At 63.8% G+C, this 20,148-nt stretch carries 18 protein-coding genes; 1 reads left to right on the top strand and 17 read right to left on the bottom strand.

Features of this window, described 5'->3' with window-relative positions:
• Positions 1 to 53: 53 nt before the first annotated feature.
• The 17 genes from EJ068_RS03345 to EJ068_RS03425 all read right to left on the bottom strand — a co-directional run bounded on the left by EJ068_RS03345 (position 54) and on the right by EJ068_RS03425 (position 18,586).
• Positions 54 to 1,724, bottom strand: a complete 1,671-nt coding sequence (locus EJ068_RS03345; protein WP_127251980.1) for a ribonuclease J — start codon at positions 1,722 to 1,724, stop codon at positions 54 to 56.
• 94 nt (positions 1,725 to 1,818) lie between these two features.
• The gene (locus EJ068_RS03350; protein ID WP_128314910.1) at positions 1,819 to 2,640 is read right to left on the bottom strand and encodes a biotin--[acetyl-CoA-carboxylase] ligase; all 822 of its coding nucleotides are present in this window, start codon (positions 2,638 to 2,640) and stop codon (positions 1,819 to 1,821) included.
• A gap of 4 nt (positions 2,641 to 2,644) precedes the next feature.
• Positions 2,645 to 4,081 carry an NADH-quinone oxidoreductase subunit NuoN gene (gene nuoN / locus EJ068_RS03355; protein WP_127251982.1) on the bottom strand — a complete coding sequence of 479 codons (1,437 nt, stop codon included), beginning with the start codon at positions 4,079 to 4,081 and terminating at the stop codon, positions 2,645 to 2,647.
• Between the two features lie 14 nt (positions 4,082 to 4,095).
• Positions 4,096 to 5,601, bottom strand: a complete 1,506-nt coding sequence (locus tag EJ068_RS03360; protein WP_127251983.1) for an NADH-quinone oxidoreductase subunit M — start codon at positions 5,599 to 5,601, stop codon at positions 4,096 to 4,098.
• The gene (gene nuoL / locus EJ068_RS03365) at positions 5,601 to 7,574 is read right to left on the bottom strand and encodes an NADH-quinone oxidoreductase subunit L (RefSeq protein WP_127251984.1); all 1,974 of its coding nucleotides are present in this window, start codon (positions 7,572 to 7,574) and stop codon (positions 5,601 to 5,603) included. Before nuoL ends, EJ068_RS03360 begins: the two co-directional genes overlap by 1 nt.
• An 11-nt stretch (positions 7,575 to 7,585) precedes the next feature.
• Entirely contained in the window at positions 7,586 to 7,894 is a 309-nt protein-coding gene (gene nuoK, locus EJ068_RS03370) for an NADH-quinone oxidoreductase subunit NuoK (protein ID WP_040982022.1), read from the bottom strand.
• A gap of 1 nt (position 7,895) precedes the next feature.
• Positions 7,896 to 8,516, bottom strand: a complete 621-nt coding sequence (locus EJ068_RS03375; protein ID WP_042643163.1) for an NADH-quinone oxidoreductase subunit J — start codon at positions 8,514 to 8,516, stop codon at positions 7,896 to 7,898.
• 230 nt (positions 8,517 to 8,746) lie between these two features.
• A complete protein-coding gene (gene nuoI / locus EJ068_RS03380) occupies positions 8,747 to 9,238 on the bottom strand; it encodes an NADH-quinone oxidoreductase subunit NuoI (RefSeq protein ID WP_042643165.1) in 492 nt (163 codons plus the stop codon).
• Positions 9,238 to 10,281 (bottom strand): NADH-quinone oxidoreductase subunit NuoH, encoded by a 1,044-nt coding sequence (gene nuoH, locus EJ068_RS03385; protein WP_127251985.1) that lies wholly within the window; start codon positions 10,279 to 10,281, stop codon positions 9,238 to 9,240. The genes nuoI and nuoH overlap by 1 nt, the downstream gene beginning before the upstream one ends.
• 2 nt (positions 10,282 to 10,283) lie before the next feature.
• On the bottom strand, positions 10,284 to 12,365 hold the full coding sequence (gene nuoG / locus EJ068_RS03390) for an NADH-quinone oxidoreductase subunit NuoG (RefSeq protein WP_128298184.1): 2,082 nt from the start codon (positions 12,363 to 12,365) through the stop codon (positions 10,284 to 10,286).
• 72 nt (positions 12,366 to 12,437) lie between these two features.
• On the bottom strand, positions 12,438 to 13,118 hold the full coding sequence (locus tag EJ068_RS03395; RefSeq protein ID WP_126082111.1) for an NADH-ubiquinone dehydrogenase: 681 nt from the start codon (positions 13,116 to 13,118) through the stop codon (positions 12,438 to 12,440).
• A gap of 75 nt (positions 13,119 to 13,193) precedes the next feature.
• Positions 13,194 to 14,498 carry an NADH-quinone oxidoreductase subunit NuoF gene (gene nuoF, locus EJ068_RS03400; protein ID WP_127253202.1) on the bottom strand — a complete coding sequence of 435 codons (1,305 nt, stop codon included), beginning with the start codon at positions 14,496 to 14,498 and terminating at the stop codon, positions 13,194 to 13,196.
• Between the two features lie 10 nt (positions 14,499 to 14,508).
• A complete protein-coding gene (locus tag EJ068_RS03405; protein ID WP_127253204.1) occupies positions 14,509 to 15,837 on the bottom strand; it encodes an NADH-quinone oxidoreductase subunit E in 1,329 nt (442 codons plus the stop codon).
• Between the two features lies 1 nt (position 15,838).
• On the bottom strand, positions 15,839 to 17,029 hold the full coding sequence (locus tag EJ068_RS03410; RefSeq protein WP_126060207.1) for an NADH-quinone oxidoreductase subunit D: 1,191 nt from the start codon (positions 17,027 to 17,029) through the stop codon (positions 15,839 to 15,841).
• A 9-nt stretch (positions 17,030 to 17,038) separates the two neighbouring features.
• A complete protein-coding gene (locus EJ068_RS03415; protein ID WP_127253206.1) occupies positions 17,039 to 17,644 on the bottom strand; it encodes an NADH-quinone oxidoreductase subunit C in 606 nt (201 codons plus the stop codon).
• A gap of 4 nt (positions 17,645 to 17,648) precedes the next feature.
• A complete protein-coding gene (locus EJ068_RS03420) occupies positions 17,649 to 18,230 on the bottom strand; it encodes an NADH-quinone oxidoreductase subunit B (RefSeq protein ID WP_015317338.1) in 582 nt (193 codons plus the stop codon).
• Complete coding sequence (locus EJ068_RS03425) at positions 18,221 to 18,586, bottom strand: NADH-quinone oxidoreductase subunit A (protein ID WP_042643187.1); 366 nt, start codon at positions 18,584 to 18,586, stop codon at positions 18,221 to 18,223. The genes EJ068_RS03420 and EJ068_RS03425 overlap by 10 nt, the downstream gene beginning before the upstream one ends.
• Before the next feature lie 334 nt (positions 18,587 to 18,920).
• Between EJ068_RS03425 and EJ068_RS03430 the strand changes: the two genes are divergently transcribed.
• Positions 18,921 to 20,120, top strand: coding sequence for a winged helix-turn-helix domain-containing protein (locus tag EJ068_RS03430; protein ID WP_127253208.1), 1,200 nt, complete (start codon positions 18,921 to 18,923; stop codon positions 20,118 to 20,120).
• Positions 20,121 to 20,148 lie beyond the last annotated feature (28 nt).

Genomic DNA, 20,148 nt, shown 5'->3' on the forward strand with positions numbered 1-20,148 from the left:
ACTGCCTTACTGCCTTACTGCCTTACTGCCCTACTCCCCTATTCCCTTGTTCGTCACCGCGTGACGAACACCGTCACCAGCGGCTTCTTGCCCCAGGCTTCGTTGGCGGCGGCGCGCACGGCGCGGCGCACCGCTTCCTGCACCAGGTCGACGTCTTTTCGACGCTGGCGCGGAATGGAGTCCACCGCGCCGATTGCCGCATCGAGCATCAGGTCTTCCAGCGTTTCGCCGCTGGCATCCGCCTCGGCCACGCCGATCGCCACCAGGTCGGGGTCGCCGGCGAGCTCGTATTTGTCGTCGAGCACGACATTGACCGCGACATGACCGGCGAAGGAGAGCCTGCGGCGGTCGCGTATGCCCATGGCCTGGTCGGTGCCGATCAAGAACCCGTCCTTGTACAGCCGGCCGAACGGCAGCTGGTCGATGATCGTCGCCGGGCCGGGCCAGAGTCTGAGCATGTCGCCGTCACGCACTTGCGCCACCTGGCCGATGCCCGACATCGACATCAACGAGCCTTGCGCCACCAGATGCGCCGCCTCGCCATGCACGGGAACGCCGATCTGCGGCCGCACCCATTCATACATCTTGCGCAATTCGCTGCGGCGCGGATGGCCCGACACATGCACCAGCGCGTCGCCATCCTCGATAATTTTCATGCCGAGGTCGATCAGCCGGTTCTTGATTTCCAGGATCGCCCTCTCGTTGCCGGGAATGGTACGCGAGGAGAACACCACCGTGTCGCCGGCCGTCAGCGCCACCGACTTCATCTCGTCGCGCGACAGCTTTGCCAGCGCGGCGAGCGGCTCGCCCTGGCTGCCGGTGCAGATGATCACCAGGTTCTCGCGCGGGATATAGCCATAGTCTTCCTCGGCGATGAACTCCGGCAGGCCATCCATGTAGCCGAGCTCGCCCGCCACGTCGATGACGCGCTTCAGCGAGCGGCCGAGCACCAGGCACTGCCGGCCGGCATCGCGCGCCGCGCGCGCTATCGAGACGATGCGCCCGACATTGGAGGAGAAAGTGGTGACCGCGACGCGGCCCTTGGCCTTCTCGATGACGCCCTTTAGGCCCTCGCCCACCGCCACTTCCGACGGCGACTCCCCTTCCCTCAGCGCGTTGGTGGAATCGCAGATCAGCGCCAGCACGCCCTTGTCGCCATAGGCGCGGAACCGCGCCTCGTCGGTCTTCGGCCCGATCGTCGGCTCCGGGTCGATCTTCCAGTCGCCGGTATGGATGACGGTGCCGGCCGGCGTGGTGATCGCCAGCGACATCGGCTCGGGAATCGAGTGCGCCACCGGAATGGCCTCGATCTCGAACGGTCCGATGGTGAATTTCTCGCCGGCCCGGTAGATGGACGCTGGAATCTTCGGCGCGTTCTGCTCGCCCTGCCGCTTGGCTTCGAGCAGGCCTGCGGTGAACGGCGTCATCCAGACCGGCGCCTTGAGCCTCGGCCAGATATCGAGCAGCGCGCCGTAATGGTCCTCATGCGCGTGGGTGATGACGATGCCGCGCAGGCCGTCGATGTTCTCCTCGATGAAGCGCGTATCGGGCAGGATGAGATCGACGCCGGGATGCGCGCTATCGGGAAAGGTGACGCCGACATCGACGACGATCCATTCGCGCGCATCAGCGGGCCCATAACCATAAAGGGCGAAATTCATGCCGATCTCGCCGACGCCGCCCAACGGCGCGAAAACGAGCTCGGCGTTTTCTCTATTCGCCATGAATTCTTTCCTTCCTGGCCGTCAGGCCAAGCCGTTGGAGCAATTCCGGGAAAACCGTAGTCAATGACTTCGTCCGGAACGGCGCAAAATAAAACTATACCCGGGCCGAGGCGACAGCGCCGAAATGCACGTCGCCCGCCGCGATCGTCAAAACCGATCCTTCATCGTCGCGGATCACGAAACGGCAGTCCTCGTCAATGGTTTCGAAGACGCCGCGCACCACATTGCCGTCAATTCTGACAGCAACCTCGCCGCCAAGCCCCGCCGCGCGGGCAAGCCAGCGTTTTCTGATGGCATCGAGCCCGCGCCCGTCGTCCCAGAGCCTGGCATTCTCGCTCCAGGCATCGGAAAGCGCCAGGAACAGCATTTCGGCATCGCAATCGGCGCCGAGCGCGCTGAGCGAGGTCGCTGGATAAGGCAAGTCCTCGGGATAAGCCGCGACATTGACGCCGATGCCGATGGCGACCGCGAAACGGCCGCCCTCGAGCATCGCCGATTCCAGCAGGATGCCGGCAAGCTTGGCGCCCGAGGCCAGCACGTCGTTCGGCCATTTCAGCTCGAAGCGGTTGCGCCCCTGGCTCGCGCCATCCAAGGCGACGGCGATCCGGCCTTTCGGCACGACGGCGTCGAGCGCGTCGGCCAGCGCCAGCCCCGCGACGAAGCCAAGCGTCGCTGCCAGCCGCAGCTCGCCGCCCGGAACTAGGAGCAGTGTCGCCGCAAGATTGCCTTCCGGGGTCGCCCAGGCGCGCCCGCGCCGGCCGCGGCCGCTCACCTGCTTCTTCGACACGACCCAGAGCTTGCCGGAATCGCCGGCGCGCGCGTGCTCCAGCGCCAGCGCGTTGGTGGAGCCGACGCTGTCATGCGCCTCGAGCCGGAACCCCTCCGACGCCGCGGTTGGAGCCAGCCGAAACGCCATCCCGTCAGAAGAAGGTCTTCGCGGCGGCTTCGGCGTAGCTGCCGATCGGCCCGCCGATCAGCACGTAGAACAGCACGAAGGCGCCGCTGACGCCGAGCACAAGGCGCAGCTCGCTGGCCATCGGAACGAAGCCGCCGACAGGCTCGTCGAACCACATGATCTTGATGATGCGCAGGTAATAGTAGGCGCCCACCACCGAGGCCAGAACGCCGATGATTGCCAGGGCGTAAAGATGCGCGTTGATGGCGGCGAGGAACACATACCATTTCCCCCAGAAGCCCGCGAGCGGCGGAATGCCGGCCAGCGAGAACATCAGGATGGTGAGGATGGTGGCCATGACCGGGTTGGTCGAGGCGAGACCGGAAAGGTCGCTGATCTGCTCGACATTGCCCTCCTTGCGCCGCATGGCGAGGATGAAGGCGAAGGTGCCGAGCGTCATCACCAGATAGATCAGCATGTAGATGGCGACGCCGCGCACGCCGGCCTGGCTGTTGGCGGCAAGGCCGACCAGCGCGTAGCCCATATGGCCGATCGAGGAATAGGCCATCAGGCGCTTGATGTTGGTCTGGCCGATGGCCGCGAAGGCGCCGAGCGCCATCGAGGCGATCGAGATGAAGACGACGATCTGCTGCCAGTCCGAAGCGATCGGCTTGAAGGCGCCCATGGTGACACGCACGATCAGCGCCATCGCCGCCATCTTCGGAGCCGCCGCCAGGAAAGCGGTGATCGGGGTCGGCGCGCCTTCATAGACGTCCGGCGTCCACATGTGGAACGGCACGGCCGAGATCTTGAAGGCGAGGCCGGCGAGCACGAACACCAGGCCGAAGACGAGGCCGAGCTGGCGCTCGCCGCTGCCAAGGGCCGTCGCGATCTCCTGGAAGCCGGTGTTGCCGGTGTAACCGTAGACGAGGCTGATGCCGTAGAGCAGCATGCCCGAGGACAGCGCGCCGAGGACGAAATATTTCAGGCCCGCCTCGGTCGAGCGCAAATTGTCGCGGTTGATCGCCGCCAGCACATAGATCGCCAGCGATTGCAGCTCGAGCCCGAGATAAAGCCCGATCATGCCGTTGGCCGAGATCATCAGAAGCATGCCGAGCGTGCAGAGCAGGATAAGCACCGGGAACTCGAACTTGTCGAAATGCTCCTGGCGCGCAAAGCGCATCGACATCACCAGCGAAACCGCCGATCCGATCAGTGCCAGCATCTTCATGAAGGCGCCGAAGGCATCCTGCACGAAGGCGCCGCCATAGGCAGCGCCTTGCCCGCCGGAGAAGGCGAGCCAGAGTCCGGCCACCACCAGCACAAGGACGGCCAGGCCGGTCACGGTCATGGTGTTGTTGGAGCGCGAATAGGCTCCGATCATCAGGAGCACCAGCGCGCCGACAGCGAGGATCAGTTCCGGCGTCGAGAGTGAAAGGCTGGAGAGAAGGTCCGGCGTCATGGTCTATTCCCCGGTCAGTTCGCCGCCGCGGTCTGCGCGGAATTGATGGATGCGGTGACGTTGGTGACGAGCGCCTTGACCGATTGGGCCGTCGCGTCGAACACCGGCGCCGGATAAACGCCGAAGAAGATGACCAGCACCACCAGCGGGTAGATGATCGCCTTCTCGCGCGGCGAAAGATCGAGCAGGTTCTTCAGGCTGTCCTTGGTCAGCGCGCCGAAGATCACGCGTCGATACAGCCAAAGCGCGTAAGCCGCCGACAGGAAGACGCCGGTCGCGGCGAAGAACGCCACCCAGGTGTTGACCTTGAACACACCGAGCATGGTCAGGAACTCGCCGATGAAGCCGCTGGTGCCCGGCAGGCCGACATTGGCCATGGTAAAGATCATGAAGACGGTGGCGTATTTCGGCATGTTGTTGACGAGGCCGCCATAGGCGTCGATCTCGCGCGTATGCATGCGGTCGTAGATGACGCCGACGCACAGGAACAGCGCGCCCGACACGAGGCCGTGGCTGAGCATCTGGAAGATTGCGCCCTGCACGCCTTCCTGGTTCATGGCGAAGATGCCCATGGTCACGAAGCCCATATGGGCGACCGACGAATAGGCGATCAGCTTCTTCATGTCCTCCTGCATCAGCGCCACCAGCGAGGTGTAGATGATGGCGACGACGGAGAGCGTGAACACCAGAGGCGCGAACATCGCCGACGCTTCCGGGAACATCGGCAGCGAGAAGCGCAGGAAGCCGTACCCGCCCATCTTCAAGAGGATGGCCGCCAGGATGACCGAGCCCGCCGTCGGCGCCTCGACGTGGGCATCGGGCAGCCAGGTGTGTACCGGCCACATCGGCATCTTCACCGCGAAGGACGCGAAGAAGGCCAGCCACAGCCAGGTCTGCATGTTGGCCGGGAACTGATGCGTCAGCAGTGTCGGGATGTCCGTGGTGCCCGACTGGAAGAACATCGCCATGATGGCGAGCAACATCAGCACCGAACCGGCGAGTGTGTAGAGGAAGAACTTGAACGAGGCATAGACGCGCCGCTTGCCGCCCCACACGCCGATGATGATGAACATCGGGATCAGGCCGGCTTCGAAGAAGACGTAGAACAACACGATGTCGAGCGCGCAGAATACGCCGATCATCAGCGTCTCGAGGATCAGGAAGGCGATCATATAGGCCTTGACCCGCTTCTCGATCGCTTCCCAGGAGGCGAGGATGGAAAGCGGCATCAGGAACGTCGTCAGGATGACGAACAGCATCGAGATGCCGTCGACCCCCATGTGGTAGGAAATGCCCGAATCCAGCCAGGCGTGCTTCTCGACGAACTGGAAGCCAGCCTGCGAATTGTCAAAGCCCGTCCAGATGAACAGCGAGACGACGAAGGTGAACGCCGTCGTGATGAAGGCGATGGCGCGGATGTTGCGGCGCGCGTTTTCACTGTCGTCGCTGATGAACAGGATGAGCAGAACACCAACCAGCGGCAGGAAGGTGACCAGCGAGAGGATTGGCCAGTCAGTCATCAGAGCATCATCCAGGTGACGAGAGCGGCCACGCCGATCAGCATGGCGAAGGCATAATGGTAAAGATAGCCGGTCTGCAGCTTGACGACGCGGTTGGTGACGTCGACGACACGCGCCGAGACGCCGTCGGGGCCGAGCCCGTCGATGATCGTGCCGTCACCGGTCTTCCACAGGAACCTGCCGAGGCGCTTGGCCGGCTGCACGAACAGGAAGTCGTAGAGCTCGTCGAAATACCACTTGTTGAGCAGGAAGGCGTAGAGCAGGCGATGGTTGGCGGCGACGCTGCGGGGCAGTTCCGGCGAGCGGATATAGAATTTCCAGGCAACCAGCAGGCCGATCACCATGGCGACGAACGGCGCCAGTTCCACCCAGAGCGGCAGTTCGTGGATCTCGTGCAGGATGTGGTTGTCCGGCAGCGTGAACAGCGACGCCTTCCAGAATTCGGCATAGCCCTCGCCGATGAAGGCGCCGTGGAAGATGATGCCCGCGAACAGCGCGCCGGCCGCCAGAACATAGAGCGGCACCAGCATCACCGGCGGCGATTCATGGACATGATGCATGACCTCGTGGCTGGCGCGCGGCTCGCCGTGGAAGGTCATGAAGATCAGGCGCCACGAATAGAAGCTGGTGAAGCAGGCGGCGACCACCAGCAGGATGAAGGCAAAGCCGGCGACCGCATTGTGGCTGGCGAAGGAGGTCGCGATGATTGCGTCCTTGGAGAAGAAACCGGCGGTGCCGATCACCGTTGCCGGGATGCCGACGCCGGTCAGCGCCAGCGTGCCGACAATCATCATCCAGTAGGTGGTCGGGATCAGCTTGCGCAGCCCGCCCATCTTGCGCATGTCCTGCTCGTCGGACACCGCATGGATGACCGAGCCGGAGCCGAGGAACAGCAGTGCCTTGAAGAAGGCGTGCGTGAACAGATGGAAGATCGCCGCGCCATAGGCGCCGACGCCGAGCGCCACGAACATATAGCCGAGCTGCGAGCAGGTCGAATAGGCGATGACGCGCTTGATGTCGTTCTGGACGAGGCCGACGGTCGCCGCGAAGAAGGCGGTGAAGGCGCCGATGAAGGTGACGACGGTCAGCGCCGAGTGCGACAGCTCGAACAGCGGCGACAGCCTGGCCAGCATGAACACGCCGGCGGTCACCATGGTCGCGGCATGGATGAGCGCCGAGACCGGCGTCGGGCCTTCCATGGCGTCCGGCAGCCAGGTGTGCAGCGGCACCTGCGCCGACTTGCCCATGGCGCCCATGAAGAGCAGCAGGCAGACCACGGTCAGAGCCGTCTGCTTGTCGAGCGCATGGCCGAGGAAAGTCAGCACGGCGGCGCCGGCAGGCGCGCCTTCGGCCGGCAGGAATGACGCCGCATTGGCAAACACGGTGCTCAGATTGACCGAGCCGAACAGCACGAACACGCCGAAGATGCCGAGCGCGAAGCCGAAGTCGCCGACACGGTTGACGACAAAGGCCTTGATTGCGGCGGCGTTGGCCGACGGCTTCTTGTACCAGAAGCCGATCAGCAGGTAGGAAGCGAGACCGACGCCTTCCCAGCCGAAGAACATCTGGATGAGGTTGTCGGCGGTCACCAGCATCAGCATCGCGAAGGTGAACAGCGACAGATAGGCGAAGAAGCGCGGCCGGTTCGGATCGTGGTGCATGTAGCCGATCGAATAGATGTGAACCAGCGCCGACACCGTGTTGACGACGACCAGCATCACCACTGTCAGCGTGTCGATCCTGAGCGCCCAGGAGGCGTCGATGCCGCCTGACTGGATCCAGCGCAGCACCGGCACGGTGAACACCTCGCCATGGCCGAAGCCGACGGTGAAGAAGGCGATCCAGGACAGGATAGCCGCGATCACCAGGAAGCCGGAGGTGATGTATTCGGAAGCCTTGGCGCCGAGCGAATTGCCGAACAGGCCCACAATCAGGAAGCCGAGCAGCGGAAGGAAGACGATAGCCTGATACATGATGGTTCCCGTCAACCCTTCATCGCGCTCACGTCTTCGACCGCGATCGAGCCGCGGTTGCGGAAGAAGACGACAAGAATGGCAAGACCGATCGCGGCTTCAGCGGCCGCGACCGTCAGCACGAACAGGGCGAACACCTGTCCGACGAGGTCATGCAGCGCCGCCGAGAACGCGACGAAATTGATGTTGACCGCGAGCAGGATGAGCTCGACCGACATCAAGATGACGATGATGTTGCGGCGGTTCAGGAAGATGCCGAACACGCCGAGCGTGAACAGGATCGCCGATACGGTCAGGTAATGTGCAATGCCGACGACCATCTCAGATGCCCTCGCCCGTTTTGACCTTGCGGATTTCCATGCCTGTCGCCGGCGTGCGACCGACCTGCGCGGCGATCGACTGCCGCTTGACGCCCGGCTTGTGGCGCAGCGTCAGCACGATGGCGCCGATCATGGCGACCAGCAGCACCAGGCCGGAAATCTGGAAATAATAGAGGTAGTCCGTGTAGAGGATGTCGCCGAGCGCCGCCGTGTTGGAGCGCGTGGCGAGATCCGGCGTCGCCTTGGCGACCGTCGAGGCCAGCTGCGGCGCGAATGTGTAGCCGCCGAGCACGATGATCAACTCCGCCGCCAGGATCAGCCCGACCAGCGCGCCGATCGGCGCATATTGCAGGGCGCCCTGCTTCATCTCGGCGAAGTCGACGTCGAGCATCATGACGACGAACAGGAACAGCACCATCACCGCGCCGACATAGACGACGAGCAGGATCATCGCCAGGAACTCGGCGCCGGTCAGCATGAACAGGCCGGCTGCGTTGAAGAAGGTGAGGATCAGGAAGAGCACCGAATGCACGGGGTTGCGCGACGAAATGACCATGAAGGCCGACGCCACGGCGATAAAGGCGAAGAGGTAGAAAAAGGCCGCCTCTAGTCCACTCAGCATGGGTTCCCCCGGGTTCCAAATTTCGACTCCGACCCGCCTCCGGTTCGAAACCGCGTGTTCCTTAGACGGACGACGTTGCGCCGTCCACTTTCTTGTTCCTTCTCCCTGTTTACGGGGAGAAGGTGGCCCGAAGGGCCGGATGAGGGGTAACGCCAAGTTTCCAGAAGCTGGCGCCGCCCCTCATCTGCCTGCCGGCATCTTCTCCCCGTGAACGGGCAGAAGCACGCTAATCACCTATACGGCGAGTCCAGCGCGATGTTGCGCGCCAACTCCCGCTCCCAGCGATCGCCGTTCGCGAGCAGCTTTTCCTTGTTGTAGTAAAGCTCCTCGCGCGTCTCGGTCGCGAATTCGAAATTCGGCCCCTCGACGATGGCGTCGACCGGGCAGGCCTCCTGGCAGAAGCCGCAATAGATGCACTTCACCATGTCGATATCGTAGCGCACGGTGCGGCGCGTGCCGTCATTGCGGCGCGGGCCGGCCTCGATGGTGATCGCCTGCGCCGGGCAGATCGCCTCGCACAGCTTGCAGGCAATGCAGCGTTCCTCGCCGTTCGGATAACGGCGCAACGCATGTTCGCCGCGGAAGCGCGGGCTGGTCGGCCCCTTCTCATGCGGATAGTTGATCGTCTCCTTCGGCGCGAAGAACTGGCGCATCGACAGGAAGAAGGCGCTGACGAAATCCTTCAGCAGCAGCGATTTTGCGGCCTGGGCCAGAGCGGACATCACGCAAACCCCGTGATCTTGAGGAAGGCCGCGGTGGCGACGACCATGAACAGCGAGATCGGCAGGAAGACTTTCCAGCCCAGCCGCATCAGCTGGTCGTAGCGGTAGCGCGGCACGAAAGCCTTCACCATCGAGAACATGAAGAACGTCAGGCAGATCTTCAGCACGAACCAGATCACACCCGGTATCCAGGTGAAGGGCGCGAAATTGAACGGCGGCAGCCAGCCGCCGAGGAACAGGATGGTCGCCAGTGCGCACATCAGGACGACGGCGACATACTCGCCGAGGAAGAAGAGCAGGAACGGCGTCGACGAATATTCAACCATGTGGCCGGCGACGAGTTCCGATTCCGCCTCCACAAGGTCGAAAGGCGGGCGGTTGGTCTCGGCGAGCGCCGAGATGAAGAACACCACAAACATCGGCAGCAGCGACAGCCAATGCCAGTCGAGGAAGGTATTGGGCAAGCCGAGCTTGGTGCCGAGCCCATCCTGCTGCGACATGACGATGTCGGAGAGGTTGAGCGAGCCGACGCAGAGCAGCACGGTGACGATGACGAAGCCGATCGAGACTTCGTAGGACACCATCTGCGCGGCCGAGCGCAGCGCGCCGAGGAACGGGTATTTCGAGTTGGACGCCCAACCGCCCATGATCACGCCATAGACCTCGAGCGAGGAGATGGCGAAGACATAGAGGATGCCGACATTGATGTTGGCGATCGCCCAGCCGTCATTGACCGGAATGACCGCCCAGGCCGAGATCGCCAGTACCGCCGACACCAGCGGCGCCAGAAGGAACACGCCTTTGTTGGCGCCCGACGGGATCACCGGCTCCTTGAAGACGAATTTCAAAAGGTCGGCGAAGGCCTGCAGCGTACCCCACGGACCGACGACGTTCGGGCCGCGACGCAATTGCACCGCCGCCCATATCTTGCGGTCGGCATAGAGCAGGTAGGCGACGCCGATCAAAAGCACGACGATCAGCACGACCGACTTCAGAAGGATCAGCAGCGCCGGCAGCACGTAAATCGAGAGGAAAGTGTCCATGCTTATTCCGCCGCCTGCTTGAAGCCGCTCTTGGCCAGCGCCGAGCATTCAGCCATCACGGCCGACGCCCGCGCGATCGGGTTGGTCAGGTAGAAGTCCTTCACCGACGAGGTGAAGGTGCCCTTGTTCAAACGGCCGCCGAGCTTCGCCACCTTGGCAATATCGTCGCCGCTGCCGGCCCGCACCTGATCGATGCGGGCGAGATGCGGGAATTCGCCATAGAGCTTGGCGCGCAGCTGCGCCAGCGAATCGAAGGGCAGCTTCTTGCCGAGCACATCCGACAGCGCCCTGAGAATCGCCCAGTCCTCGCGCGCCTCGCCCGGAGCGAAACCGGCGCGATTGGTCTGCTGCACACGGCCTTCCGTGTTCACATAGGTGCCGGACTTTTCGGTGTAGGCGGCGGCCGGCAGGATGACGTTGGCGCGATGCGCGCCTGCATCGCCATGCGTGCCGATATAGACGACGAAGGCGCCGCCCGTCTTGGCCATGTCGATTTCGTCGGCGCCGAGCAGGAAGAGCACGTCGGTGTCGCCCAGCATGCCGGCGACGTTCTTGCCGCCCTCCCCCGGCACAAAGCCGACATCGAGGCCGCCGACGCGCGCAGCGGCGCTGTGCAGCACCGCAAAACCGTTCCATTCGGCCGTGACCGCGTTGACGGCGGTGGCGAGCTTTGCCGCCTGGCCGAGCACCGCCGCGCCATCCGTGCGCGCCAGCGCGCCCTGGCCGACGATGATCAGCGGATGCGTGGCCTTGCTCAGCACCTCGAAGAATTTGCCGTTGCCGTCAGCGAGATCCTTCAGCGATTCCGGGCCGGCGCCGATCAGTTCATAGTCGTAGCGTGTGTCGCCGATCTCGCCGATCACGCCAACCGGCAGGTTGCCGACGCGCCAGCGCTTGCGGATGCGGGCATTGAGCACCGAAGCCTCGAAGCGCGGATTGGCGCCGATGATCAGCACCGCATCGGCCTGCTCGATGCCTTCGATAGTCGGGTTGAAGATGTAGCTGGCGCGGCCGAGCGACGGATCGAGCGCGGCGCCATCCTGGCGGCAGTCGATGTTCCTCGATCCGAGCGCGCTCATCAGAAGCTTCAGCGCGTAGATTTCCTCGACCGCCGCGAGATCGCCGGCAATGGCGCCGATGCGCTCGGGCGCGGTCTTCGACACCTCGTCCTTGATCGCCGCGAAGGCTTCTGCCCAGCTTGCCGGAGCGAGCTTGCCGTTCTTGCGCACATAGGGGCGGTCGAGGCGCTGCGTGCGCAGGCCGTCCCAGATGAAGCGGGTCTTGTCGGAGATCCACTCCTCGTTCACCGCCTCGTTGACGCGCGGCAGGATGCGCATCACTTCACGACCTCTGGAATCGACGCGGATCGCCGAGCCGACTGCATCCATGACGTCGATCGATTCGGTCTTGGTCAATTCCCACGGCCGCGCCTGGAAGGCGAATGGCTTGGAGGTCAGCGCGCCGACCGGGCACAGATCGATGACATTGCCCTGCAGCTCCGACGTCATCGCCTGTTCGAGATAGGTGGTGATCTCGGCATCCTCGCCGCGGCCGATCAGGCCGAGCTCGGAGATGCCGGCGACTTCGGTGGTGAAGCGGACGCAGCGCGTGCAGTGGATGCAGCGGTTCATCACGGTCTTGACCAGCGGGCCAATATACTTGTCTTCGACCGCGCGCTTGTTCTCGTGATAGCGCGAGGAATCGACGCCGAACGCCATCGCCTGGTCCTGCAGGTCGCACTCGCCGCCCTGGTCGCAGATCGGGCAATCGAGCGGATGGTTGATCAGCAGGAACTCCATCACGCCTTCACGGGCCTTCTTGACCATCGGCGTGTTGGTGAAGATTTCCGGCGGCTCGCCATTCGGGCCGGGGCGCAGGTCGCGCACGCCCATGGCGCAAGACGCCTGCGGCTTGGGCGGGCCGCCCTTCACCTCGATCAGGCACATGCGGCAATTGCCGGCGATCGACAGCCGCTCATGGAAGCAGAAGCGCGGCACTTCCGCGCCGGCGTCCTCGGCCGCCTGCAGCAGCGTGTAATGGTCGGGTACCGTGATCTCTTTCCCGTCGACCTTTAGCTTTGCCATTCGCCTCAAACCCTCGCGGATGTCCGCAATCTATCTTCCGGGCGCGGTTTGCACCGCGCCCGGCTTTTCAAATCACTTCGCGGCGAGCGCCGCCGCCTGCGCAGTCCAGTCGTCGCGGCCGATGCGGCCGGCAAGCGACAGATAATCTTCCACCCAGGCGATCTCTTGCGACGTCCAGGCCGCGATCTGCTCATAGGTCCAGATACCGAGACCGTTGAGCACCTTCTCCAGTTTCGGTCCGATACCCGAAATCGCCTTCAGGTCCGACGGCTTCGCCGGCTTGTCGACGGCCTTCGGCTGCCTGAAATCCTCGGGCATCAATGCGGCCGCTGCCGGCTGGGCGACAATATCGGCCCCGGTCGTGTCGAGAGCCTTCTCGGTCGCGTTCACCGCGATATCGGTCACGTCCCTGGCAAAGGTCTGCGCCTCGGCGATCAGCGTCTCGGTCGCCTTGCGCGCCTTGGACGCATTGGCGACCGCTTCGCTCTGCGCCTCGAGATCGTCGAGGAAAGGCTGGAACATGCGCTGCGAAGCTTCCAGCGCGCCGGTGAAGGCGCCCATCCACATGCCGACGGCATGGTTGGCAAAACCGATGCCAAGCGCCGACATCGCCGCCGCGCCCGCGACCGGATGCGCCAGAAGGTTGACGGCGCTGGCCATCTCCTTCGGCATCATCTTGGTCAGGTCCTGGTTCATCTTCTCGAGCTGGTCCAAATCAGGCATGAACGGATAGGGTATCGAATACGGCGCCATAGAGTTCTCCTGGTCGTTTCTTCGTATGCCCCGCCCCTGCTTTCCGTCTCGGGCTTGCGCCCGTATTTCGAAGTATTATTCCGCCGCCACCATCACCGGCTCGACCCGGTGCGCGTTGCGCGAAAACTCGTCGATGCGGCGTTCCACCTCGCCGCGGAAATGCCGCATCAGGCCCTGGATCGGCCAGGCCGCCGCGTCGCCCAGCGCGCAGATCGTGTGGCCTTCGACCTGCTTGGTGACGTCGAGCAGCATGTCGATCTCGCGCTTCTGCGCTTCGCCGCGCACCAGCCGCTCCATCACCCGCCACATCCAGCCGGTGCCTTCGCGGCACGGCGTGCACTGGCCGCAGCTCTCATGCTTGTAGAAGTAGGACAGCCTGGCGATCGCCTTCACGATATCCGTCGACTTGTCCATGACGATGACGGCAGCCGTGCCGAGGCCGGATTTCAGGTCGCGCAGCGCATCGAAGTCCATCGGCGCGTCCATGATCTGCTCGGCCGGCACCAGCGGCACGGAAGCGCCGCCCGGGATGACTGCCATCAGATTGTCCCAGCCGCCGCGGATGCCGCCGCAATGCGTCTCGATCAGCTCCCGGAACGGGATCGACATCGCTTCTTCGAAGGTGCACGGGTTGTTGACGTGGCCGGAGACGCAGAACAGCTTGGTGCCGGCATTGTTCGGCCGGCCAAAGGACGAGAACCAGGCCGCGCCCCGGCGCAGGATGGTCGGCGCCACCGCGATCGATTCGACATTGTTGACGGTGGTTGGGCAGCCATAGAGGCCGACATTGGCCGGGAATGGCGGCTTCAGCCGCGGCTGGCCCTTCTTGCCTTCTAGGCTTTCGAGCAGCGCCGTCTCCTCGCCGCAGATATAGGCGCCGGCGCCGTGATGCATATAGACGTCGAAGTCGTAGCCGGACGTGTTGTTCTTGCCGATCAGCTTGGCCGCGTAAGCCTCGTCGATGGCGCGCTGGAGCGCCTCGCGCTCGCGGATGAACTCGCCGCGCACATAGATGTAGGCCGCGACTGCGCCCATGGCGAAGCCGGCAACCAGCGCGCCCTCGACCAGTGTGTGCGGATCGTTGCGCAGGATGTCGCGGTCCTTGCAGGTGCCGGGTTCGGATTCGTCTGCATTGATGACCAGATAGCTCGGACGGCCGTCGCTCTGCTTGGGCATGAACGACCACTTCAGTCCGGTCGGGAAGCCGGCGCCGCCGCGGCCGCGCAACCCGCTAGCCTTCATCTCATTGACGATCCAGTCGCGGCCCTTGGCGATGAGACCGGGCGTATCGTCCCAGATGCCGCGCGACTGCGCGCCGGCCAGCGACTTGTCGAAGAGGCCGTAGATGTTGGTGAAGATGCGGTCTTTGTCCTGAAGCATTTGTCGTCCCTCAGACCGGCTTCTTGCCGAAGACGCGGATGTATTCGGCGACGCCGCCCTTGGCGAGCGCCTTGGCCTGCTTCACCCAGTCGTCGCGCTCGATGCGGCCGCGGAAATCGAGATAGCCGTCGACCCATTCGCGCTCGGCCCTCTTCCAGGCCGCGACCTGAGCGAAGGTGTAGATGCCCAGCGAATGCAGGATCGCTTCGATCTTCGGCCCGACGCCGGAGATCAGCTTGAGATCGTCGACCGTCGCCGGACGCTCGATGCCGGCCGGCCGGTTCTTGTCATCCAGCGAAGGCTTTTCCGTCTTGGCGACCGGCTGCTTGGTTTCCGGCGCCTTGAAAGCGGCCGCCGGCTCTGCCTTGTTCTTGGGCCCGCTGCGCGGTTTGGAAACGGCCTCGACTTCCGGAGAAGCCTGATTGGCATTGGCGGCCGAATGGCGCGGCGCCCTGACACTGGCCGCCTTCTCGGTGGCCGGAGCAACCTTGACCGGCGACGGCGTCGCTAAGGCCGGGCTGGTCTCGGGCGCATCGGTCTTCGGCTTGCCGGATTTGGACGGCGCAACCGGGCCCGAGGCTGCCGGAGCAGCAGGTGCCGGGGCTGCGGCAGGCACCGCTTGCGAGACGACGGCGGCAGGGGCAGCAGCCGGCGCCGCGGCGGCGGCGTCCTTGGCAGCCTTCGCGGCCGCCTTGGCTTCCTTGTCACGCGTCGACTTCAGGATCGCCTTTTCGCTGGTAAGCGTCTTCAAACCATCGGCCGGCTCGGAGCCATGGCGGCCGTTCTGCGGCCCCGGCTTGACCTCGGCGCCCTTGCCCGCGTCGTAAAGATCGATGATCTCGGCCAGCCGCTCAGGCGTCAGGTCCTCGAAAGTGTCCTTGAAGATCATGACCATCGGCGCGTTGACGCAGGCGCCGAGGCATTCGACCTCCTCCCACGACAGCGTGCCCTTGTCGTTGGTGTGGAACTGGTCGTGATGGATCTTCGAGCGGCACACATCCATCAGCGCTTCCGAGCCGCGCAGCATGCAGGGCGTGGTGCCGCAGACCTGGATATGCGCGCGCGTGCCGACCGGATTGAGCTGGTACTGCGTGTAGAAGGTCGCGACCTCGAGACCACGGATGCGCGGCATGCCGAGCATGTCCGAAATCGTCTCGATCGCCGCCTTGGTGACCCAGCCTTCCTGCTCCTGCGCGATCATCAGCAGCGGGATAATGGCCGACTGTTCGCGCCCCTTCGGGTATTTGGCGATCCACTGCTGCGCTGCCGCCGCATTCGCCTCGTTGAAGGCGAAGGTGGCTGGCTGGACGCTGGCATCTGCGAGACGACGAACTGACATTTTAGCGATCGACCTCACCAAACACGATGTCGAGGGAGCCAAGCACGGCGGTGACGTCGGCCAGCATGTGGCCGCGGCACAGGAAATCCATGGCTTGCAGATGGGCGAAACCGGGCGCGCGCAGCTTGCAGCGATAGGGCTTGTTGGTGCCGTCGGAGACCAGATAGACACCGAATTCGCCCTTGGGCGCCTCGACGGCCGCATAGACCTCGCCGGCCGGCACGCGATAGCCCTCGGTATAGAGCTTGAAGTGGTGGATCAGCGCTTCCATCGAGCGCTTCATTGCGGCGCGCTTCGGCGGCACGACCTTGCCGTCGAGGTTCGACACCGGGCCTGCGCTTTCCTTGCCGAGCAGCAGATCGACGCACTGGCGCATGATCTTGGCCGACTGGCGCATCTCTTCCATGCGCACGAGATAACGGTCGTAGCAGTCGCCGTTCTTGCCGACCGGGATGTCGAAATCCATCTCGGAATAGCATTCATAAGGCTGCGATTTGCGCAGGTCCCAGGCGGCGCCCGAGCCGCGCACCATCACGCCCGAAAAGCCCCAGGCCCACGCGTCGGCCAGCGACACCGTGCCGATATCGACATTGCGCTGCTTGAAGATACGGTTGCCGGTCAAAAGCGCATCGAGGTCGTCGATCGACTTCAGGAAGGGGTCGATCCACTTGCCGATGTCCTCGACCAGCTTCTGCGGCAGGTCCTGATGCACGCCGCCCGGCCGGAAATAGGCTGCATGCATTCGCGAACCCGAGGCGCGCTCGTAGAACACCATCAGCTTTTCGCGCTCGACGAAGCCCCACAGCGGCGGCGTCAGCGCGCCGACATCCATCGCCTGCGTCGTCACATTGAGGATGTGCGACATGATTCGGCCCATCTCGGAATAGAGCACGCGGATCAGCTGACCGCGCTTCGGCACCTCGATGCCGAGCAGGCGCTCGGCCGCTAGCGCGAAGGCATGCTCCTGGTTCATCGGCGCGCAATAATCGAGCCGGTCGAGATAGGGCACGGCCTGGAGATAGGTCTTGGCCTCGATCAGCTTCTCGGTGCCGCGGTGCAGCAGGCCGATATGCGGATCGACGCGGTCAACCACCTCGCCGTCGAGCTCCAGCACCAAGCGCAAAACGCCATGCGCCGCAGGATGCTGCGGACCGAAATTGATGTTGAAGTTGCGGACGGAGGTTTCAGCCATTGTGGCGCCTCAATTTGCCTTCGCCTTCTCATCCCCGGGCAGGACGTAATCCGTCCCTTCCCACGGGCTCAAGAAGTCGAAGTTCCTGAATTCCTGCTTCAATTCCACCGGCTCGTAGATGACCCGCTTGGCCTCGTCGTCGTAGCGAACCTCGACGAAGCCGGTCAGCGGGAAATCCTTGCGCAGCGGATGCCCCTCGAAGCCGTAGTCGGTGAGGATGCGGCGCAGATCCGGATGGCCGCTGAACAGCACGCCGTACAGATCGTAAGTCTCGCGCTCGTACCAATCGGCGCCGGGATAGACAGCGGTCAGCGACGGCACCAGCGTTTCCTCGTCGGCCTGGACCTTAAGGCGGATGCGCACATTCTGCTTCGGCGACAAAAGGTGATAGACGACATCGAAACGCTTGGCGCGCGACGGATAGTCGGCGCCGCAAATGTCGATGATCGAGATGAACTGGCAGCGCACATCGTCGCGCAGGAAGGTCGCGACCTCGATCAGATTGCCCGGCTCGACCGAAATGGTCAGCTCGCCATAGGCAAGCACGGCTTCGCCGATGCGGCCGGAGAGCTTCTCGCCGAGATAGGTGGAGAGTTCGTTCAACGCCAGGGTCATCGGCTCACCGTTCGATCGTGCCGGTGCGGCGGATCTTCTTCTGCAGAAGGAGAATGCCGTAGAGCAGCGCTTCCGCGCTCGGCGGGCAGCCGGGCACATAGATGTCGACCGGCACGACGCGGTCGCAGCCGCGCACCACCGAATAGGAATAGTGGTAGTAGCCGCCGCCATTGGCGCAGGAGCCCATCGAGATGACGTAGCGCGGCTCCGGCATCTGGTCGTAGACCTTGCGCAGTGCCGGCGCCATCTTGTTGGTCAGCGTGCCGGCGACGATCATGATGTCGGACTGGCGGGGAGACGCGCGCGGCGCGACGCCGAAACGCTCCGAGTCATAGCGCGGCATCGAGGTGTGGATCATCTCGACCGCGCAGCAGGCGAGGCCGAAGGTCATGAACATCAGCGAGCCGCTGCGCGCCCAGGTGATCAGCGCTTCGGTCGAGGTGACAAGGAAGCCCTTGTCGGCCAGCTCATTGTTGATTTCGAGGAAGAAGGGATCGTCCTCCCCCACCGGCCTGCCGGTGTTGGGGTCGATGATGCCCTTGGGCTTCGGCGCGACGAGGGTGCCTGAACTGTCGTTCAATCCCATTCCAGCGCTCCTTTTTTCCATTCATAGGCAAAGCCGATGGTCAGCACCGCCAGAAACACCATCATCGACCAGAAGCCGAGCATGCCGAGCTTCGAGAAGGACACCGCCCATGGGAACAGGAAGGCGACCTCGAGATCGAAGATGATGAACAGGATCGACACCAGGTAGAAGCGGATGTCGAACTTCATGCGGGCGTCGTCGAACGAGTTGAACCCGCATTCATAGGCGGAAAGCTTTTCCGGATCGGGATTGCGATAGGCCACCAGGAAGGGGGCAATGATGAGCGCCAGACCCACGATCATCGCCACGGCGATGAACAGCACGATAGGCAGATATGAACTCAGGAGTGCGCTCATGCGGCGGCTTTCCTTCGGCGGGGTAGTTCACTTTGATTACAGCAACGAACTCTAATGCGGAAGCGTGACAGTTTAACCGCTGAACCGTTTTAAGGGAGCCCATGCTGCAACGCGGCGAGGGTTAGCGCAGCGGTTTCGGTGACGCAAGTCAAACCTTGTTCAAATCGCGGCCCTGGACGCCATATCGGAAGAAACTGGTCCGATCCGCTCCTGTTTGATTTCCTTCGCTTTTTACTCCACTTTTCTCTCCTGACATATCTCCCGCCATTTGCCTGCTAGCATGGCCGGAATCACCGGCTAAAAACCAACGGACGATCGGGGCAAGGACAGCTTGATGAAGGAGAAGATCTCGCTCGCCATGGCCAGGCGCATTGCGCTTGGATCACAGGGGTTCAACGACCCTCGTCCCGCAGGGGTTCCGGATCGCCGGCACCTTGCGCGCGTGCTTTCGCGAACCGGCCTGTTGCAGATCGATTCCGTCAGCGCCGTGGTGCGCGCTCATTATATGCCGCTCTATTCCCGCCTCGGCCCCTACCCGCTTGCGCTGCTCGACAACGCCGCGGTCACCCGCAAGCGCGCGGTCTTTGAATATTGGGCGCATGAGGCGTCGTTCCTGCCTGTCGAGACCTACCCCTTGCTGCGCTGGCGCATGCAGCGCGCCGAGCAGGGCGAGGAGATGTATCTCGGCCTGGCCAAATGGGGCCGTGAGCGCAAGGAAATGATCGACGAGATCTATAGAGAGGTCGCCGATCGCGGGCCGATCGCCGCCTCCGACATCGAGGGCCACAAGGGCAATGGCGGCTGGTGGGGCTGGAGCGAGGCCAAGCACGCCTTCGAATGGCTGTTCTGGGCCGGGCGCATCACCACCGCCTACCGGCGCGGTTTCGAGCGCTATTACGACCTGCCCGAGCGCGTTTTGCCGCAGGCCGTGCTCGACCTGCCGGTGCCCTCGGTCGAGGACGCGCATCGCGAATTGCTGCGTATCTCGGCCCGCGCCCACGGCATCGCCAGCTATGGCGACCTGCGCGACTATTTTCGCCTGGCCCCCGGGGATACGAAGGACCGCATCGAGGAACTGGTCGAAGCCGGTGAATTGCTGCCGGTGAAGGTCGAGGGCTGGGATAAGCCCGCCTATCTTCACCCCGACGCCCGAATCCCGCGCAGGATCGAGGCGCGCGCCCTGCTCGCCCCCTTCGATCCCGTGGTTTTCGAACGCACGCGCACCGAAAAGCTCTTCAATTTCCGCTACCGCATCGAGATCTACACGCCGGCCGAAAAGCGCCAATACGGCTACTACGTGCTGCCCTTCCTGCTCGGCGACCGCATCGTCGCCCGCGTCGACCTGAGGGCCGACCGGCCTGCGAGCATCTTGCGCGTCCACGCCGCCTATGCCGAGGCCGGCGCGCCACCCGAGACGGCAGCCCAACTCTTCGAGGAGCTGAAGCAGATGCAGGGCTGGCTCGGCCTTGAGGCGATCGAAGTGACGCCGGCCGGCGACCTCGGACCGGCGCTGGCCGACATCGCAGTGTCGTAGCCGCGCGTTGACAGGCGCCTAGCCGTAA

The sequence above is a fragment of the Mesorhizobium sp. M2A.F.Ca.ET.043.02.1.1 genome, assembly GCF_003952405.1.
Classification (GTDB): domain Bacteria; phylum Pseudomonadota; class Alphaproteobacteria; order Rhizobiales; family Rhizobiaceae; genus Mesorhizobium.

Coding starts and splice junctions, on each gene's coding strand:
- EJ068_RS03345 (WP_127251980.1), bottom strand. CDS start 1,724: ATGGCGAATAGAGAAAACGCCGAGCTCGTTTTCGCGCCGTTGGGCGGC.
- EJ068_RS03350 (WP_128314910.1), bottom strand. CDS start 2,640: ATGGCGTTTCGGCTGGCTCCAACCGCGGCGTCGGAGGGGTTCCGGCTC.
- nuoN (WP_127251982.1), bottom strand. CDS start 4,081: ATGACGCCGGACCTTCTCTCCAGCCTTTCACTCTCGACGCCGGAACTG.
- EJ068_RS03360 (WP_127251983.1), bottom strand. CDS start 5,601: ATGACTGACTGGCCAATCCTCTCGCTGGTCACCTTCCTGCCGCTGGTT.
- nuoL (WP_127251984.1), bottom strand. CDS start 7,574: ATGTATCAGGCTATCGTCTTCCTTCCGCTGCTCGGCTTCCTGATTGTG.
- nuoK (WP_040982022.1), bottom strand. CDS start 7,894: ATGGTCGTCGGCATTGCACATTACCTGACCGTATCGGCGATCCTGTTC.
- EJ068_RS03375 (WP_042643163.1), bottom strand. CDS start 8,516: ATGCTGAGTGGACTAGAGGCGGCCTTTTTCTACCTCTTCGCCTTTATC.
- nuoI (WP_042643165.1), bottom strand. CDS start 9,238: ATGTCCGCTCTGGCCCAGGCCGCAAAATCGCTGCTGCTGAAGGATTTC.
- nuoH (WP_127251985.1), bottom strand. CDS start 10,281: ATGGACACTTTCCTCTCGATTTACGTGCTGCCGGCGCTGCTGATCCTT.
- nuoG (WP_128298184.1), bottom strand. CDS start 12,365: ATGGCAAAGCTAAAGGTCGACGGGAAAGAGATCACGGTACCCGACCAT.
- EJ068_RS03395 (WP_126082111.1), bottom strand. CDS start 13,118: ATGGCGCCGTATTCGATACCCTATCCGTTCATGCCTGATTTGGACCAG.
- nuoF (WP_127253202.1), bottom strand. CDS start 14,498: ATGCTTCAGGACAAAGACCGCATCTTCACCAACATCTACGGCCTCTTC.
- EJ068_RS03405 (WP_127253204.1), bottom strand. CDS start 15,837: ATGTCAGTTCGTCGTCTCGCAGATGCCAGCGTCCAGCCAGCCACCTTC.
- EJ068_RS03410 (WP_126060207.1), bottom strand. CDS start 17,029: ATGGCTGAAACCTCCGTCCGCAACTTCAACATCAATTTCGGTCCGCAG.
- EJ068_RS03415 (WP_127253206.1), bottom strand. CDS start 17,644: ATGACCCTGGCGTTGAACGAACTCTCCACCTATCTCGGCGAGAAGCTC.
- EJ068_RS03420 (WP_015317338.1), bottom strand. CDS start 18,230: ATGGGATTGAACGACAGTTCAGGCACCCTCGTCGCGCCGAAGCCCAAG.
- EJ068_RS03425 (WP_042643187.1), bottom strand. CDS start 18,586: ATGAGCGCACTCCTGAGTTCATATCTGCCTATCGTGCTGTTCATCGCC.
- EJ068_RS03430 (WP_127253208.1), top strand. CDS start 18,921: ATGAAGGAGAAGATCTCGCTCGCCATGGCCAGGCGCATTGCGCTTGGA.